Below are 15,770 nucleotides of genomic sequence, written 5' to 3' on the forward strand. Positions count from 1 at the left end.
AAAGGCGTCCATTTGGGCGCCTTTTCTTTTTTGAACCATTAACATTCTTCAGGTGTACCTGTTGCCGTAGCTGTTCTGAATGATGATCCACAGCCGCACGATGCGATGGCATTCGGATTATCAATCGTAAAGCCGCCGCCCATCATCGATTCTTTATAATCAATTTTTGTACCTTGAAGAATAGCTACACTTTCTTTATCAACTAGCACTTGGATGCCATACTGATCGAACTGAAGGTCATCTTCTTTTTTGTCATGGTCAAAACCCATTCCATAAGACAAACCGCTGCAGCCGCCGCCTTTTACACTAACTCGTAAAAAAGCACCCTCTTCTTCATTATGCTTCATCATTTCTTTTATGTGTAGTGACGCAGCTTCCGTTACGATTACAACTTCTTTACTCATCAAAACTCCCCCTTTTTGAGGCCTTTATTATAGTATATACACTTGTTTCCAAGGACTCAAATGTTTAGATTCTTATTATTAACATATGATCCAAATATAAAAAGGGAGCGCTATGCTCCCTTTTATTGTCTAGCGGAAGCGCCTAGACGCTTCCGCTTTTCTATTTAAAACATAGGATTCTCTTCTAAATATTGATAAATGTTATCGACCAGCTCATCAGGTGTGTTTCCCGTTACAACTTCACCATTAACAAGAGCATATAAGGTCATAGCACATTTCCCACAGTAGCCGAGGCATCCATATTCAATAATATCCAAATTAGGATCTTTTTGTAGTTTCTCAAGCGCCTTTTGAGCACCATTTGCCAGGTTGCTAATACAAAATTCAATGATCGGTTTAAACATTACTTTCACCTCTCCACAACTAATTATCCTACTCTATTTATAAGAACCCGTCAAATACCATGTTCATGGTATTCGTGTCAAGAATAGTATGAAAAAAGTTGTTATTTGGACACAATTTAGTTATACTCTTAGGTGGTTATTTAAACAGAAAATTATCTTAATATACTTACCATTTTGTCATGAAAACAGGTTAACACAAAGGGGAATATTAAAAATGAAAAACCTTGTCATTCTTGGTGGCGGATATGGTGGAATGAAGATTTTGAACGAACTTCTTCCCAACCATTTACCGGAAGACGTGACGATTACACTTGTAGACCGCGTCCCATACCACTGCTTAAAAACGGAGTACTACGCATTAGCTGCCGGAACAATTTCAGATAAAGAAGTACGCGTTGCTTTTCCTGAACATCCTCGTTTAAACGTTAAATACGGAGAAGTAACCGGCATCGATACGATGGATCGAAAAATTAACATAAAAGATGCTGAACCGCTTGTATATGATGACCTGATTATTGGCCTTGGCTGTGAGGATAAGTACCATGGGGTTCCAGGCGCAGACCAATTCACCTATAGTATCCAGAGCATTGAAAAAGCACGTCACACATACTCCGTCTTAAATAACCTCGGCCCAGGTTCCGTTGTCGGAATTATCGGCGCCGGTTTAAGTGGAGTTGAATTAGCGAGCGAATTAAGTGAAAGCCGCGAAGACCTGAATATCAAATTATTTGATCGCGGAAAACATATTCTTTCAGCGTTCCCGGAGCGTTTAAGTAAATATGTTGAAAATTGGTTTGTCAGAAATAATGTGGAGATTATTAATAATTCCAATATCACGAAGGTGGAAGAAAATCGGTTATATAATCATGATGAGCCAATTGAATGTGATGTCATCGTTTGGACTGCAGGAATTCAAGCCAATGAGCTTGTCCGCAATATGGACGGGGAAAAAGACCGTATGGGCAGGCTAATCGTCACTCCAATTCATCATCTGCCTGCAGATGAACATGTGTTTATTGTCGGCGACTGTGCAAGTTCTCCGCATGCCCCAAGTGCCCAACTGGCGGAGGGACAGGCAGAACAAATTGTGGAAGTTTTAAAGAAACGCTGGAATGGCGATGAATTACCGGCAAGCTTCCCTCCAATTAAATTAAAAGGCATTCTCGGCTCTCTCGGGAAAAAGCAAGGCTTTGGGATGATGGCAGACCGTGCCATCACAGGACGTGTCGCCCGAATGTTAAAGTCCGGAATACTGTGGATGTATAAATTTCATAACGGATAAAAAAAGAAAAGCATTCCAATTCAATATGGAATGCTTCTTCTTTTTAAATTGCTTTATATCCATATTTCTCGAGTTCAGTAAAAATGGTTTTTAAACGCGGGTTCCCTTCGCCAACGATTTTTTCTTTAATAACGACAACCGGATAAAACAGGTCCTCTTCGATTACTCTTTTGGCAAAGTTTAGTTTTTCACTCTCACCGGAAGGCTGATGAATATCCACATAAGTCATTTTAAATGGCTGTTCAGGGAATTTTCTAGCAATAGCCGCTTCCAGCCATTCAAAGGTTTCTTTGGAGGAAGGCAAATTCACACAGCTTGGGCATAAGGTTTCGGCCCCGTAAAGAACAATTTCCACTTCATTCGTATTCATAAAAATCATTCCTGTCTTTTTTCTTTAATTTTACTATAAAAACGAGGATAATGTCTTTAAATGTGTGTTTTCCTAATTTCTGAGAATGGATTTTTAACACAGATGACATTATAATATAGGTAGGAAAGGAGTCGATTAACATGGAAGAACAAATGTTTGAGCAAGTTCAAGAAGTATTAGATAAATTACGTCCATTTCTTCTTCGCGATGGCGGGGATTGCGAATTAGTAGATGTAGAGGATGGCATTGTTAAGCTCCGCTTGCTAGGTGCATGTGGCAGCTGCCCAAGTTCCACGATCACATTAAAAGCCGGCATTGAGAGAGCACTTTTAGAAGAAGTTCCCGGCGTTGTTGAAGTAGAACAAGTTTTTTAATGAATGCATGAATAGAAGCGATTGCCAATCATGGCAATCGCTTATTTATTTGGTTACGCCTTCACTAAGGGCATCCAATCTTTATTCACCAGCGTCTTTGGCTCTTTGCCTGACAATATTGCCTCGATATTATCGATACAGAGCTGCATCATGGCAACTCTCGTTTCGATGCTGGAGCTGCCGATATGCGGCAGTGCAACGACATTGGCAAGCTTAAGTAACGGGTGTCCGGCATTGATTGGTTCTTTTTCAAACACATCAAGCCCTGCCCCGGCAATTTCCCCTGCAACAAGGGCCTCATATAATGCCTGTTCATCGACAACAGGTCCTCTAGAGGCATTAATGAAAATAGCAGACTGTTTCATTTTTTTAAACACTTCACGGGTAAACATATTCTTTGTTTCGTCAGTAAGCGGTGTTAGGCAGACGATAAAATCAGACTTTTCCACGAGCTCATCAAAAGAGGAATACGCTAAGCCTAACCGCTGTTCGACCTCAGGCTTTCTCGACCGGTTATGATAGAGAATATTCATATCAAAACCTGTTGCTCGTTTGGCAACTGTTTCGCCGATATTCCCCATTCCCACAATACCAATAGTTTTATGGTGAATATCCTGCCCTGCTAATAGTAACGGGCTCCAGCTTTCCCATTTTCCCTCTTTCACGAACTCTGCAGCTTCAACAATCCTGCGCGCCGTTGCCATTAGCAAGCCAAAGGTTAAATCTGCGGTTGTATCCGTTAGCACATCTGGCGTATTGCAGACGGCAATCCCCTCTCTGCTTGCGGCCTTTAAGTCAATATTATCAAATCCGACAGCGAGGTTTGCCACAACCTTTAAATTTTTCCCTGCAGTTAAAATTCTCTCATCAATGGAATCCGACAGAACGGTCAGCAGCGCATCCGCTTTTTTTGCTTCTAACAATAAAATATCTTTTGGGACAGGGATATCCTCATGTTCCCACATATTTACTTCATATTTTTGCTGTAGTGGTTTTATTATCTCTTCTGGAAGCTTCCGGGTAATATAAACGTATGGCTTCATCCAATGTCACATCCTTGGCTGTTTCCTTTTATTTTACCATAAGTTTTATTACCAGCCTCCTCAGAAAGCTCGGAACGCTTAATTAAGGAAAAAGCCACTCCAGCTGCGGCAGGTTTAATCGTTTAATCGGCGCTCCCGATAGTTGAAAGAATCCCGCCAAAAACCGTTCATATTCACTTGATTGTCTTAATATTTTACTTAGCCGCTCTTCTAACACCTTCTTTTCCTGTTCGGAGCGTGTGATGTAATAACTTTCAATACAATCATAATAATGCAGCGGAAAGACTAATCGTGAATAAAGTAAGCGCCAGGAAAAGGCAGACAATGGCGCAATGCTTTGATATTCCTCAAAAAACTGTCTTAATTCCACATCGTATGTCTGGATATTACGAAAATACCGCTCCCTTGTCCATTCAGCCAGATCGCGGCTTCGATGGTCAAAAACCCAATCAAACGGATTTTTAATCATGTAATGGTTATGAGGGCCCCATGTTTTATTTGTAAAACGTTCATGACAAACCGTGCCGCTATCTGTTTCTACCGGTTCATCATCAAGCTCAGTATCGACTAAATATTGTATCGCATTCTCTGTTAATCCCAGATAATATGGAAAAGAATCGATAAACATGCGTTCAAATTCATCTTCGGGTGTTTGAAACAGAAGACCGTTCCACACCTTTTCCATCTGCTCAAGGCGCTTTTCCCACAAGGTCTTCCATTGCCCAATCCGGCTTGACCTTTCGATTTGAAAAGGAACCCTTCGGCCGCGCTCATGAAATTTTGCCAGCTTTCGCCCCAATTTTATTTTTCGAACCTCTTCGACTTGTGGGCTAGCTAACACACAATATTTATTTTCTTCCCACGTCGCAATTAACTGACCTTCCTTCGACGGTAAAAAGATCGGAACATTTTGATCTCCATAATTCCGTAAATGCTCAGCAATTTTCTCAAGTTCATTAATATCTGATTCTTCCTTACTAGCCGGATTCGAGATTAAATACAACCAGCCATTTCCTCTCAGCGCATCATAGGCATCTAATTTTACATACTCCTCCACCGTGATTCCATATTGGTTTTCAAGCATTTTCTGAAGCATCTTTCCACCCCGTCTCCAAACCTCTTCTTTACTTAATGTATATGTCATGGCAGTAAAAACTTGTTGTTTTTTAAAATGAGAATAGCGTGAAACATGTAGGGAATGATATATTTTAGTTTGTCAAAATTGCATAAAATAAAGATAATGAGTATATATATAGTGAAAATCCATAGAAAAGGTGATTAAGAAATGGCTGAAGACAAAAAAGTAGATCTAACCGAAGAAACCGCACGCAGATGGCTGAAAGAAAGAGGCGTTGAAATCCAGGACATGGCCGATTTAGTCTTCTTTTTGCAGGAAAAATATCATGATAATTTAAAAATGGAGGACTGTATCGCTAACGTAGAGCGAGTCCTTTCAAAACGCGAGGTACAGAACGCCATTATTACAGGAATCCAGCTTGATATGCTTGCCGAAAAAGGGATGTTAGAAGAGCCGCTTCAATCCATTATCGGGACAGATGAAAGCCTTTATGGTGTCGATGAAATACTCGCCTTTTCGATTGTGAATGTTTACGGCTCCATTGGATTTACTAATTATGGATACATTGATAAACTGAAGCCTGGGATTTTAGCACATTTAAATGATAAATCAACAGGTGAATGTCATACATTTTTAGATGATATTGTCGGGGCGATTGCAGCCGCTGCATCAAGCAGATTGGCACATAGGGCGGCTCGGGCTGAGAAGGAAAAAAATTAAACATCAAAAAGGATGGGTAAAGGGCCCATCCTTTTGTTATAGTTTCCACTCATCTAGAGTATCAATTGAGTAAGTCGGCATATTATCATAACCAGCAAGCAATTCCTTCGTTGTGACTCCAGTATGGACCAGCAATGTGTCCATCCCTGCATTCATTCCCGCTAATATATCAGTATCATAATAATCACCAACCATTAGCGTTTCTTCTTTCGCTGTTCCTAATACCTTTATGGCCTGCTCCATAATTATCGATTCAGGCTTGCCGATAAAAATCGGCTTTGTTTGGGTGGAAACGGTGATTACCGATGTCAGCGACCCATTCCCTGGAACAAGTCCTCTCTCCGTAGGAATCGCGATGTCACCATTTGTTGATATGAATGTTGCGCCGTTGCGAACTGCCAGGCAGGCAACCGTCAATTTTTCATAGCTAATTGAGCGGTCGATTCCGACCACGACAAAATCGGCATTTTCTCCGGCAAATGACAATCCCTTTTCTTCTATGGCAGTCCGAATTCCTTCTTCCCCAATCACATAGACGGAAGCATCATTCTTTTGCTCATATATGTAATTGGCAGTCGCCTGACTTGTCGTAAACACAAGTCTTTCTTCCGCTGGAATGTCAAAGCCAAGCAGTTTTTCGGCCACCTGTGCCGGTGTTCTTGACGAATTATTGGTCACAAATAAATAAGGGATACCATGTTCCCGAAGCTTTTTGACAAAATCGGATGCCGCTTCAATCCGCTCTGTTCCTTTATACATCGTTCCATCTAGGTCAATCAAATACCCTTTATACTTTTTCAAAAAATCACTCCTAAAAAGGATTAAAAACCGTAAGCACGGTTTAGTTTTTGAAAGCCGAAACTGGCCCTAATTCATTCGTGAGATAATGTCGGACATTCCCCGAAAAATTTACTAATTCAGGCAGGTATTTTGAAAGCCGTTCCCGGAGGGCGCTATGGTCAATCTCGAGGTAATCCTGGACAAGTATTTTTCTGCTTTGAATAAGGACTTTTAAACTATCTCCTGTTTGCGCGGTGATGACCTTCTCGTCGATTAAAATGTCGATTATGTCTTCATAGCTGCCTGGGTCGCGCATGATAAAGCCATCAATCATGGCATTTCCAACATCGAGAACTGACTCAATCATCATATGCCCCAAACGTTCTAATGCTGTCTTTTCAAGTGGTGTAGACCAATCCTTTTGGTCCCGGAAGAGATTGATTTGTCCTTCTAAATATCGTAACGTCGCTTCAATTTTTTCTCTGTCAACAAAATACATTCCAGTCCACTTCCTTCATATCGTCTTCACTATGTAGTCATTATTCCGTTATATTGTAACACAATCTGATGTCGTTCGTATTTTTCGGCAGCAGAAATCAGTGAAACATGGCCCAAAATTTGTTACTATAGAGGTGATGAAAAACAGTAAAGCCTTAAAGGAGACCATTTCATGACAGAACACTTTTTCTTATACGATGATACAGAGGATACAAAAACAAGATTTGTCAGCTTTGTTGGTGAAAACCAACGCTTTGATTTAGCGATTATTCAAACGAATCGCCATTATGGAAAGTCATTGGTGCTTGATATGCAGGGAAATCGCTTTGCTATTATTGGACAGGATGATTTGCAGGAAGAGGGCTATTTAGAATTTGCCTTTCAATTAAATGAAGAAGACGCTGAAGAACTGCGCTCCTTTTTAGCTGAAATCGTCTGATTCACACATGTTTTTCACACCGCCTTGCAATACTAAGGGAAAAGGAGTGACAGCATGGGAAATAAAGACGCTGAAAAATATACGGAATTATCAACGGTTGAGAAACAACACGATTTCCTCACTGCCCAGGAATTTCCGGAAGGCCCCTATGGTTCCACTATTCGGAAAGATGAGCCTGTCCAAAATAAGAGCACCCCTTGGGAAGATGGTCAGCGAAAATATAGTGCCTTTAATTACGAATTCAAATCACTTCATGAAGATTTACCGCGGCAAATGGAGGGTGCCCACCAACCCCATGATGATTCGGATACAGACATTCAGCCGCCCTATTCTGTCCAGAAAAAAAAATGAGAAGGTCAGTTTCTTGACCCTTCTCATTTTTTTGCCTTTTTTAAAACAAAATAGGCACAGCCGAAATTACAGTATTCATATAAGTACTCACTCAGTGTGCTTATTTTTGTATCAAATGTAGCCTTTTGGTTTTGATCATCGAAGAAACCCTTTAGACGCAGCTGGCCATAACCCCAATCGCCAACAATATAATCATACCTCGATAAAATATCACTATACCTTGCTTTAAAGGCTTCCTCATTATACGCATTCCGATATTCCTGCAGAATTTCATATGCGGTATTGTTGATCACAATCATCCTCATTCACCTCATCTAACCCAGTAAATACCTAATACCCATTATAACCGATTCCCCATCAATTACTAAGAAAAAAAATCCTACCTTTGGCTATTCTAATAAAAGGAGGTGTTGTAATTGAAAAAATTAATCATAATCGCTGGATTATGCACGATAACTGCGTTAACAGGATGCTCAAAGGATACTGCGAGCAACGATATTTATGATGAAAGCGGCAATACCATAAACGTCAATAACAAAAGGCATGAACTTTACAATGAAGGTGCAAGCCGAGGAGTTCGTAACGTCAGCAACAATTATGGCTTTGTCCGCCACCAAAAAAGTCCAGTGATGAATGATAATAAGGGAAATAATCATTACGCAGCTCTTGACCGTGAGCAGGTTGCTAACATTATTAGCAAGCAAAGCACAAGTATTCCTAACGTAAATGATGTTGCAACACTTATAACAGACCAAGAAGTGTTAATTGCCTACAGTACTGATTCAAAAGACCGCAATCTAACCGCTGACCAAGTAAAACAGACAGCGATGTCGGTTGTGCCAAGATATTACCATGTGTATGTAACAGACAATAAAGTGTTGATGCGTGATGTCGAAAACCTGGCTAACACTGATTCAACAAGCAGGAACGCCCGCAATTTGGTAAACGGGCTTATTACACAAATGAAAAAATCCCCACAAGGTACGCGAATGAGTTCGAATGAAGACGCGAATGGTGTGACACCGGATGACCAAAATATAAAACGGCTAAACCGCTAAAGAAAAAGTTCAGCCCCTAAGTAAAGGGCTGAACTCTTTTTACGCTTCTTTTTTTGCTTCTATTTCTCCAAGCAATTGTTTATGCTTCGCTGCTGCATTGACTTGTTCATCGGCATGATAGGATGAGCGAACAAGCGGGCCTGCTTGACAGTGGCTAAAGCCTTTGCTCATCGCGATTTGCTGCAATTCCGCAAATTCAGCAGGGCTATAGTATTTTTCAACCTTTAAATGACTTCTTGTTGGCTGCAGGTATTGGCCAATCGTCATAATATCAACATTGTTAGCCCTTAAATCATCCATTACTTCCAAAATTTCTTCTTTTGTTTCACCAAGACCAATCATTAAGCTTGATTTTGTTGGAATGCTCGGCTCCATTTCTTTTGCACGGCGGAGGAACTCCAGCGAGCGATCATATTTCGCACGAGCTCTGACTCTTGGTGTTAACCGTCTTGTCGTTTCAATATTATGATTCAAAATATCAGGTTTCGCATCCATTAATATCCGTAAATTTTCTTCCTTGCCGCCCATATCAGAAGGCAGTACCTCGATACTTGTAAATGGACTTTTCCGGCGAATCGCCCGAACCGTTTCAGCAAAAACAGCTGCCCCGCCATCCTTTAAATCATCGCGGGCTACTGCTGTAACAACGACATGCTTTAGGTTCATCAATTGTACAGAATCAGCGACTCTTTCCGGCTCTTGCCAATCAAGCTCTGTTGGCAGCCCTGTTTTAACCGCACAGAAGCGGCAGGCACGTGTACAAGTATCTCCTAGAATCATAAAGGTTGCCGTACGTCTTTCCGCCCAGCATTCGTGAATATTCGGGCATCGTGCTTCCTCACAAACCGTATGAAGATTTTTTTCACGCATCATTTTCTTTAAGCCTGTATAAGACTCATTCGTGTTGAGCTTTATTTTTAGCCATTCTGGCTTACGTAAAATTTCTTCTTTTTTACTCATTCTTACACCCCTTAACAATTCATTATGTATGATCAATGAGTTCTTCTGTTGTCACTTTATCATACTGGAATAGGAACGACAAGCCAACAAGATCAAGCTATTTCGAAGTTGTCCTACTTTTTTATTGGGATTCCGCCAACTTGGGAAGGATTTCCGCCAAACTACGATCTAATTCCGCCAACTGTTGCATGAGTTCCGTCGAACTGGGCATGGATTCCGTCAAACCTCAATTATTGCTGCTTTTTTAGATTACCAATTATTAACCCTAATGAAATGGTCTAATAATCATAAACTAACCTTGTACATTAATTGGAAGGAGGATTCCTGTTGCGGGCTGTTCTCATTATTGGAACTATCCTTTTACTCTTTACTTCTACATTGTCTGTCAGGGATGCTCATGCAAAAGAAGAACCTGATCCCTATCAGGAAAGAATGAAGCTTTATAAAAAAGTTGAAACGATTACTCAAATTCCTTGGTATTATTTAGCGGCTGTTGATCAATATGAAAGAAGCATCCGTTTTGCACGCAGGGATTTACCAAAGCCGGATAGTACCATTTCAATTTATTTCAAGCCTGAACAATGGTCCGGTTTGACAAACCCTAACCTTTCGGAAGAAAATCCAGCCATCATTCAGTTTTTTAATGGAATCGGTGTCGATGGAGATGGGGATGGAAAAGCGAGCTTAAAGAGTGATGAGGATGTTTTATATGCGTTTGCAAATCATCTTCTTTCATACGGAGTAGATCAAGATAATCTAAAAATCGGTTTATGGAATTATTATCATCGCGATAAAACGGTGGGAATTATCGCAGGAAAGGCAAAAATTTACCGTCATTTTGGCCGGATTGATCTAGATAAACAGGTCTTCCCCGTTCCACTTCACAGCAATCACAGCTACCGCAGCACCTGGGGAGATGCCCGGGGCTGGGGCGGAAGAAGGATCCATGAAGGTACCGACATTTTCGCCGGATACGGGGTCCCAGTGCGTGCCACAAGCTATGGGATTATTGAAATGAAGGGATGGAACAAATTTGGCGGCTGGAGAATCGGCATCCGCGACATTAATAACACCTATCATTACTTTGCCCATTTGAGCGGTTTTGCCAAAGATTTAAGAGTCGGCCAAATTGTTGAGCCCGGAATGGTTATTGGCGGTGTAGGGAGCTCGGGATACGGCCCTCCAGGAACTTCGGGGAAATTCCCGCCTCATTTACATTACGGAATGTATAAGGACAATGGCATTACAGAATGGTCCTTTGACCCCTATCCGCATTTAGCAAAATGGAAGCGCCTCGAGCGGATGAATATGAAAAGGAAATAGGACTATCCTCCCGAGGATAGTCCTTTTTAATTTCCTTTTTTCGTTTCGGTTTTCTTTTCCGGGATTTGAATGGAAGGTGTTAAGCTTCCGCCATGGTTATAAAATTGTGGAACTTCCCCTTCTACCAATCTTCCCCCAACCGGAATGCTTTGTTTTAACTTCGTAATTTTTGTTGCAAATGGAGTAATAATTTGAACAGATACTTCAATTTCAACAGAGACCTGGATCCAGACACTATTGATTCCCATTTCTTTAGGTTCAATATGAACATCCGGCTCCACTTCACCAATCGCATGGAATTTCACCGGAATTTTTGGTCCAATATTCCCTAATAATGAAATATTGGTGGCCTGGCCTAATGGCACATACCAGACAATTCCATCTTCTTTCCCGGTATTTTCTGTTTCAATTTCCACATCTGATTCTAATAAGGCAATATCCCCCTTCTTGGCTGTTTTTAAATTCTTTTGAATTTGGGCAGTGGTTTCCGCCAACACCCGATTGATTAAATCAGTATTTAATTCGGCGTTTTGTTTTTTTCCATCACTGCTTTCCGTTATTTTAATAACTTCATTATTTTCCCCCACATTGGTCGTCCGTTTTGTGATGGCTCTACTTATAACAAGGGAAGCAATATTACGGGTTTCGGATTCAGCATATCTCATTAAGGCCGGCTCAATTCCCTTGTTTACAAGCATTAAACTGGCAGCAGTAGAGAATAGGAAAAAAACAAAAGTCAGCAGCATCACATATCTAAATGGCAGCGGGCCCCGCTTGAAAAACCGCCGTCGTCGGAATTTCGCCAAAAAAATCCCCCCTTCAAGCTATGTGTATGCTTGAAAAAGAGGAACTAGCCCAATAAAAAATGCGCAAGCTTCTTAGGGATTGGGCGCTTACTCGGAATAAAAAAAGCCTGCTATTTAAAAGCAAGCTTTTACACCATTTTTAACAAGGCATCTTTCCCAATCATGCCTTGATGGATTCCTAATTCCTCTGCCTCTACGGTCACGGACTCTAAAGGGGCATTAAGGAGTTGATCAATGGTCCTCACTCCTACGGCACGGCCGGCAATGATTTTGCGATCCTTTAATTTTTCATTTAATAAGCCAACATCTAAAGCACCGCACATAATATATCCTTTATCATTTGACACCGTTAAAAGGGTGGTTTTTGGAAGTAAAACAGTTACAGCCACGAAAGTATGGCCGTTTATTTCAATTGGTGAAAGCTCAATCAAAGGGTCCCACACTCCTTTCCTCACTATCAAAGTATGATAACGAGGGAAATTACGTGATGGGCAAGGATTGCATCTCTAACTTCCATTTTAATAAATCCCGCAAAAATTCCGGCAGGAAATAGTTCTTCTGCTTAAAAGGAAGTACTTCTTTGAAAAAATGACCAAAGGTAAACATATCCGGCAAGGCGAATGTATAGTTTTTTCCATGATCAATTTCGCTGCCATTAATAAAAATGGTATCCTTCTCAAAACAAATACCATCATATACAAACACACCTAAAACGGTCCCTCTAAAACCGAGCCCTTTAATTTGCTTATGCGGTAAGCTTTCGTCTTTTGTCTCCGATAATACCGTCTGAAGCTCCAGCCCAGTCAGTTCCACCACACACGGATTAATCGGGTGTGGACAAACCTCGAGTAAATCGTAAATGGTTACTTCTCCGGATAATGTTCCTAACAGGAGCCCCGCATTGATCATGGCACAGTCAGCATTACACCATTCTCTTAATGTCCTCGAAAGCAAACGTGAAAAATTCGTTTCCTGAAATGGATCGTGAATAAGTGGTTCACTGAGAGTCGTAACTCTTTGATTTAATAAATCCTTACCCTTTTTAAAAAAAGTATCTATTCGCTCCTGTTCGTTTCTTGGTGCCGGAAGCTCCTTAACATCATAAAGAATCGCTTCCTTATGGGTCACAGCCTTTTTTTCATTAAGGTGAATGGCCACCTGACCAACATAATAGCCATACTTTCCCGCCGCACCAAGAAGTGTACTACCCACAAGCTCTCCTTTTTCAAAAAAATGATGGGTATGTGCACCTAAAATAACATCGATTTCAGGGAATTCCGCTGCAATGCGTTCATCATCATGGATGCCCAGATGGGACAGCAGGATGATGAAATCCGCTTCTTCCTTTAAGGGTGCAAGCCACCTCTGCAGCTCAGAAATCGGTTCTGTCAGCTTCCAGCCAAGCAATTCATATAGATGAGAGAAGTATGCAGTAAGGCCAATTACCCCCACCCGGGTTCCCTGTTTTGTATGATAAATCTTATATGGCTTTACCCAATCAGGATAAACGCCATTTTTTTGAAAAAGATTTGCGACAAGAACATCAAACTGGGCATTCTCATATAGCTGATTTAAATCTTCAAAGGGAAGGTTTACCCCTTCGTTATTCCCTATCGTTGCTGCCGTAAATTGGCACTCATTTAAGAGGGTGATATTTCCCTGTCCTTTCGTAGCCTCGGTAAACGGATGCCAACGATCGATGAAATCACCGATATCAAAGAGGAAGACATCCTCATCATGTTGTTGGTGAATTTCTCTTTTTTCCATGAGAAATTGCTGAATCCGCGGCCAATGTTCTAAGTGACTGTGAAGATCATTTGTATGGTAAATATAGATCGATTCCATTTTTCACCCTGCAAACCCTTGATAAATTAGGCGAATCGCTACCACAACAAGGATAATTCTGATAATCATGACAATCGTTTTGCTCTTTAGTTTTGAATTTAAAAATACGCCAACCTTTGCACCAATCCAGGCACCAGGGATCAAGGCCAATGCATATAGCCAATTGACATTTCCCAAGGTAATATGGGTGATGGAGCTTAAGATTGATGTTGGTAAAATCATGAACATAGACGTTGCCGTTGCCACATGTGGTGGAAAGAAAAACAGCAGGATCATCGTTGGGACCATTAGCGAGCCGCCGCCAATCCCAAAAATACCCGATAAAAATCCTACAATAAAGGAAATGATGACGGCGATGATTGGACTAAAACCATATTCGAAAGTTTTTCCGCTATTGTCGGTAAAAGTACGAATAATACCTTTATCCTTCCGATAGGGAAGTGGCTTTAATTTATCTTTGACCACCAATACAAGGGAAACAAAAAGAATAAAAATGCCGAAATAAATATTGAAGGAGTGCAAATCTAATTTTTCCGTTATCCACGCTCCCAGAATACTTCCCGGACCGCTACCGATCAGAAAGATAAATCCGCTTTTGTAATCCACCGTTTTAAGTTTCATATAGGCTAACGTCGAGGATAGCCCAGTAAAAATCATCGTGAAGAGGGAAGTTCCCACCACTACCTGTGGTGTAAGGTGGCTGAATGTTGACAATGTTGCTAAATAAAGCAACGCAGGGACAACAATAATGCCTCCCCCCATGCCAATCAGCGAACCCAATGAGCTCGCAGCCAGCCCTACTAAAACTAATATAATCCATTCCATTTATTTTCACCTTCTAGTGTCTGTGTGGTTAAGCAATAATCTGTTGTTTGAAAAATGTGGACTTCTCTCGATTAAGTCGATTTTTAAAATAAATCCAGCTGTCTTGGAGCGAGCCCCTCATATTCTATTTGTAATAGCTTCATCATTTCTTTGGCATTGTCAGCCGCATCGCCGCCAGAGTTGTTGTTGAACAGGAGATACACGTTTTCGCATTCCTTAGCTAGTCTTTCAACGTGATCAGCCCATTCTTGCAGCTCCTGTTGGTTATAGCGATATAGGTAGCGAACCTCTCGCCAGTTCTCGGCATTTCGCTTTTGCCAGCCATGTGCATTGCGGCCGTGAAATCTGACAAGGACTTTTTGTGGGTCAGTCACCTCAAGTACCATCGGAATCGATCCTTCGCCGGATTCCGGTTCGTCACAAATACTATGAATCCAGTTTTCTGTTTTCATAAAATCGAGCGTTTGTTGGCGGTATTGCGGTGTGAACCATGATTGATGCCTAAATTCTAAAGCACAGGGTATTTTCTCCATTTCACGTTTACACCATCTTAAATACTCAACATTTTCTCGTTTACAGGCAAACCATGGTGGAAATTGAAACAGGACCATAGCCAATTTGTTGTGCTGTATGTAGGGTTCTAGCGACTCTTTAAAGGCTTTGAACATCGCTTGTTTCGTTTCAAAAGGAATTTCGCCACGTTGATGGCCGGTCATCCCTTGATAGGTTTTTACGATAAACTGGAAGCTTGCCGGTGTTTCATTGACCCACTTTTCAGCATTTCGCTTCGGCTGTATCGCGTAAAAGGCCGCATCGACTTCGACTAGTGGGAAATGACCTGCATAAACTTTTAGCTTATCTCGTGGCGAAGTTTGTTTCGGGTATAAGCTATCATGGTCGCCCCAGCCTGTTACACCGATATAGTTCAAGAAACTCACCTCCATTTATTAATAATAGCATAACCATTTTTGCATCGTATGGTAGATTCTTCGAAAAGCGTAATTTTTTCATGTTGGCGATGCTCTATCGCTTATTGGCGGAGTTTATCCGCTGATTGGAGAGGCTTATCCGCTGATTGGCCTCGTTTATCCGCTGATTACAAGTGCTTCCGCCAATTGGCAACACTTATCCGCCAATTAACTTCACATATCCAAGTTTCCAACAGCAAAAACCCGCCTGCTAACGCAGCAAGCGGGTTAATTTTTCAAAA

The 15,770-nt window shown here is 41.2% G+C and carries 22 protein-coding genes; 8 read left to right on the forward strand and 14 right to left on the reverse strand.

Annotated features, from left to right (window positions below):
- Nucleotides 1–38 precede the first annotated feature (38 nt).
- Both ACIQXV_RS19025 and ACIQXV_RS19030 read right to left on the reverse strand, forming a co-directional pair.
- On the reverse strand, nucleotides 39–404 hold the full coding sequence (locus ACIQXV_RS19025; RefSeq protein ID WP_402961072.1) for a HesB/IscA family protein: 366 nt from the start codon (nucleotides 402–404) through the stop codon (nucleotides 39–41).
- A gap of 164 nt (nucleotides 405–568) precedes the next feature.
- Nucleotides 569–808 (reverse strand): YuzB family protein, encoded by a 240-nt coding sequence (locus ACIQXV_RS19030; protein ID WP_402961074.1) that lies wholly within the window; start codon nucleotides 806–808, stop codon nucleotides 569–571.
- 214 nt (nucleotides 809–1,022) lie between these two features.
- Here ACIQXV_RS19030 and ACIQXV_RS19035 point away from each other — a divergent pair, with 214 nt between their 5' ends.
- Nucleotides 1,023–2,090 carry an NAD(P)/FAD-dependent oxidoreductase gene (locus ACIQXV_RS19035; RefSeq protein ID WP_402961076.1) on the forward strand — a complete coding sequence of 356 codons (1,068 nt, stop codon included), beginning with the start codon at nucleotides 1,023–1,025 and terminating at the stop codon, nucleotides 2,088–2,090.
- A 43-nt stretch (nucleotides 2,091–2,133) separates the two neighbouring features.
- On the opposite strand, the gene ACIQXV_RS19040 is transcribed toward ACIQXV_RS19035, so the two are convergent.
- Complete coding sequence (locus ACIQXV_RS19040) at nucleotides 2,134–2,460, reverse strand: YuzD family protein (protein ID WP_402961078.1); 327 nt, start codon at nucleotides 2,458–2,460, stop codon at nucleotides 2,134–2,136.
- Between the two features lie 140 nt (nucleotides 2,461–2,600).
- Here ACIQXV_RS19040 and ACIQXV_RS19045 point away from each other — a divergent pair, with 140 nt between their 5' ends.
- Entirely contained in the window at nucleotides 2,601–2,834 is a 234-nt protein-coding gene (locus ACIQXV_RS19045; RefSeq protein WP_402961080.1) for a NifU family protein, read from the forward strand.
- A 53-nt stretch (nucleotides 2,835–2,887) separates the two neighbouring features.
- On the opposite strand, the gene ACIQXV_RS19050 is transcribed toward ACIQXV_RS19045, so the two are convergent.
- Both ACIQXV_RS19050 and yutH read right to left on the reverse strand, forming a co-directional pair.
- Nucleotides 2,888–3,877, reverse strand: a complete 990-nt coding sequence (locus ACIQXV_RS19050; RefSeq protein ID WP_402961082.1) for a 2-hydroxyacid dehydrogenase — start codon at nucleotides 3,875–3,877, stop codon at nucleotides 2,888–2,890.
- A gap of 82 nt (nucleotides 3,878–3,959) precedes the next feature.
- Nucleotides 3,960–4,973 (reverse strand): spore coat putative kinase YutH, encoded by a 1,014-nt coding sequence (gene yutH, locus ACIQXV_RS19055; protein WP_402961083.1) that lies wholly within the window; start codon nucleotides 4,971–4,973, stop codon nucleotides 3,960–3,962.
- 189 nt (nucleotides 4,974–5,162) lie between these two features.
- Here yutH and ACIQXV_RS19060 point away from each other — a divergent pair, with 189 nt between their 5' ends.
- The gene (locus ACIQXV_RS19060) at nucleotides 5,163–5,675 is read left to right on the forward strand and encodes a phosphatidylglycerophosphatase A family protein (RefSeq protein WP_402961085.1); all 513 of its coding nucleotides are present in this window, start codon (nucleotides 5,163–5,165) and stop codon (nucleotides 5,673–5,675) included.
- 36 nt (nucleotides 5,676–5,711) lie between these two features.
- On the opposite strand, the gene ACIQXV_RS19065 is transcribed toward ACIQXV_RS19060, so the two are convergent.
- A complete protein-coding gene (locus tag ACIQXV_RS19065; RefSeq protein WP_402961086.1) occupies nucleotides 5,712–6,476 on the reverse strand; it encodes a TIGR01457 family HAD-type hydrolase in 765 nt (254 codons plus the stop codon).
- A 40-nt stretch (nucleotides 6,477–6,516) separates the two neighbouring features.
- The gene (locus tag ACIQXV_RS19070) at nucleotides 6,517–6,954 is read right to left on the reverse strand and encodes a DUF86 domain-containing protein (protein WP_402961088.1); all 438 of its coding nucleotides are present in this window, start codon (nucleotides 6,952–6,954) and stop codon (nucleotides 6,517–6,519) included.
- A 171-nt stretch (nucleotides 6,955–7,125) separates the two neighbouring features.
- Between ACIQXV_RS19070 and ACIQXV_RS19075 the strand changes: the two genes are divergently transcribed.
- Together ACIQXV_RS19075 and ACIQXV_RS19080 are read left to right on the forward strand one after the other, a co-directional pair.
- A complete protein-coding gene (locus ACIQXV_RS19075; protein WP_402961090.1) occupies nucleotides 7,126–7,392 on the forward strand; it encodes a DUF3055 domain-containing protein in 267 nt (88 codons plus the stop codon).
- A gap of 54 nt (nucleotides 7,393–7,446) precedes the next feature.
- On the forward strand, nucleotides 7,447–7,743 hold the full coding sequence (locus ACIQXV_RS19080) for a cytosolic protein (RefSeq protein WP_402961092.1): 297 nt from the start codon (nucleotides 7,447–7,449) through the stop codon (nucleotides 7,741–7,743).
- 23 nt (nucleotides 7,744–7,766) lie between these two features.
- Here the strand turns inward: ACIQXV_RS19080 and ACIQXV_RS19085 are convergent, their stop codons facing one another.
- Nucleotides 7,767–8,042, reverse strand: coding sequence for a YutD family protein (locus ACIQXV_RS19085; protein WP_402961094.1), 276 nt, complete (start codon nucleotides 8,040–8,042; stop codon nucleotides 7,767–7,769).
- 117 nt (nucleotides 8,043–8,159) lie between these two features.
- Between ACIQXV_RS19085 and ACIQXV_RS19090 the strand changes: the two genes are divergently transcribed.
- The gene (locus ACIQXV_RS19090; protein WP_402961096.1) at nucleotides 8,160–8,801 is read left to right on the forward strand and encodes a YhcN/YlaJ family sporulation lipoprotein; all 642 of its coding nucleotides are present in this window, start codon (nucleotides 8,160–8,162) and stop codon (nucleotides 8,799–8,801) included.
- Between the two features lie 39 nt (nucleotides 8,802–8,840).
- On the opposite strand, the gene lipA is transcribed toward ACIQXV_RS19090, so the two are convergent.
- On the reverse strand, nucleotides 8,841–9,761 hold the full coding sequence (gene lipA, locus ACIQXV_RS19095) for a lipoyl synthase (protein WP_402961098.1): 921 nt from the start codon (nucleotides 9,759–9,761) through the stop codon (nucleotides 8,841–8,843).
- Nucleotides 9,762–9,809: 48 nt separating this feature from the next.
- On the opposite strand from lipA, the gene ACIQXV_RS19100 reads away from it, so the two are divergent.
- Together ACIQXV_RS19100 and ACIQXV_RS19105 are read left to right on the forward strand one after the other, a co-directional pair.
- Entirely contained in the window at nucleotides 9,810–9,953 is a 144-nt protein-coding gene (locus tag ACIQXV_RS19100; RefSeq protein ID WP_402961100.1) for a hypothetical protein, read from the forward strand.
- Nucleotides 9,954–10,088: 135 nt separating this feature from the next.
- Nucleotides 10,089–11,084: a M23 family metallopeptidase gene (locus ACIQXV_RS19105; RefSeq protein WP_402961102.1), complete on the forward strand. Its 996-nt coding sequence runs from the start codon at nucleotides 10,089–10,091 to the stop codon at nucleotides 11,082–11,084.
- 26 nt (nucleotides 11,085–11,110) lie between these two features.
- Here ACIQXV_RS19105 and yunB read toward each other — a convergent pair whose 3' ends face one another.
- The 5 genes from yunB to ACIQXV_RS19130 form a co-directional block, all read right to left on the reverse strand.
- Nucleotides 11,111–11,890, reverse strand: a complete 780-nt coding sequence (yunB, locus tag ACIQXV_RS19110; protein ID WP_402961104.1) for a sporulation protein YunB — start codon at nucleotides 11,888–11,890, stop codon at nucleotides 11,111–11,113.
- A 128-nt stretch (nucleotides 11,891–12,018) separates the two neighbouring features.
- A complete protein-coding gene (locus ACIQXV_RS19115; RefSeq protein WP_402961106.1) occupies nucleotides 12,019–12,321 on the reverse strand; it encodes a YunC family protein in 303 nt (100 codons plus the stop codon).
- Between the two features lie 49 nt (nucleotides 12,322–12,370).
- Nucleotides 12,371–13,735, reverse strand: a complete 1,365-nt coding sequence (locus ACIQXV_RS19120) for a bifunctional metallophosphatase/5'-nucleotidase (RefSeq protein ID WP_402961108.1) — start codon at nucleotides 13,733–13,735, stop codon at nucleotides 12,371–12,373.
- Nucleotides 13,736–13,738: 3 nt separating this feature from the next.
- Nucleotides 13,739–14,560: a sulfite exporter TauE/SafE family protein gene (locus ACIQXV_RS19125; RefSeq protein WP_402961110.1), complete on the reverse strand. Its 822-nt coding sequence runs from the start codon at nucleotides 14,558–14,560 to the stop codon at nucleotides 13,739–13,741.
- Between the two features lie 83 nt (nucleotides 14,561–14,643).
- On the reverse strand, nucleotides 14,644–15,489 hold the full coding sequence (locus ACIQXV_RS19130; RefSeq protein ID WP_402961112.1) for a DUF72 domain-containing protein: 846 nt from the start codon (nucleotides 15,487–15,489) through the stop codon (nucleotides 14,644–14,646).
- Nucleotides 15,490–15,770: the final 281 nt, after the last annotated feature.

Origin of the sequence: Neobacillus sp. NPDC097160 (assembly GCF_044762155.1) — a bacterium.
Lineage (GTDB): Bacteria > Bacillota > Bacilli > Bacillales > Cytobacillaceae > Neobacillus.

Coding starts and splice junctions, on each gene's coding strand:
- ACIQXV_RS19025 (WP_402961072.1), bottom strand. CDS start 404: ATGAGTAAAGAAGTTGTAATCGTAACGGAAGCTGCGTCACTACACATA.
- ACIQXV_RS19030 (WP_402961074.1), bottom strand. CDS start 808: ATGTTTAAACCGATCATTGAATTTTGTATTAGCAACCTGGCAAATGGT.
- ACIQXV_RS19035 (WP_402961076.1), top strand. CDS start 1,023: ATGAAAAACCTTGTCATTCTTGGTGGCGGATATGGTGGAATGAAGATT.
- ACIQXV_RS19040 (WP_402961078.1), bottom strand. CDS start 2,460: ATGAATACGAATGAAGTGGAAATTGTTCTTTACGGGGCCGAAACCTTA.
- ACIQXV_RS19045 (WP_402961080.1), top strand. CDS start 2,601: ATGGAAGAACAAATGTTTGAGCAAGTTCAAGAAGTATTAGATAAATTA.
- ACIQXV_RS19050 (WP_402961082.1), bottom strand. CDS start 3,877: ATGAAGCCATACGTTTATATTACCCGGAAGCTTCCAGAAGAGATAATA.
- yutH (WP_402961083.1), bottom strand. CDS start 4,973: ATGCTTCAGAAAATGCTTGAAAACCAATATGGAATCACGGTGGAGGAG.
- ACIQXV_RS19060 (WP_402961085.1), top strand. CDS start 5,163: ATGGCTGAAGACAAAAAAGTAGATCTAACCGAAGAAACCGCACGCAGA.
- ACIQXV_RS19070 (WP_402961088.1), bottom strand. CDS start 6,954: ATGTATTTTGTTGACAGAGAAAAAATTGAAGCGACGTTACGATATTTA.
- ACIQXV_RS19075 (WP_402961090.1), top strand. CDS start 7,126: ATGACAGAACACTTTTTCTTATACGATGATACAGAGGATACAAAAACA.
- ACIQXV_RS19080 (WP_402961092.1), top strand. CDS start 7,447: ATGGGAAATAAAGACGCTGAAAAATATACGGAATTATCAACGGTTGAG.
- ACIQXV_RS19085 (WP_402961094.1), bottom strand. CDS start 8,042: ATGATTGTGATCAACAATACCGCATATGAAATTCTGCAGGAATATCGG.
- lipA (WP_402961098.1), bottom strand. CDS start 9,761: ATGAGTAAAAAAGAAGAAATTTTACGTAAGCCAGAATGGCTAAAAATA.
- ACIQXV_RS19120 (WP_402961108.1), bottom strand. CDS start 13,735: ATGGAATCGATCTATATTTACCATACAAATGATCTTCACAGTCACTTA.
- ACIQXV_RS19125 (WP_402961110.1), bottom strand. CDS start 14,560: ATGGAATGGATTATATTAGTTTTAGTAGGGCTGGCTGCGAGCTCATTG.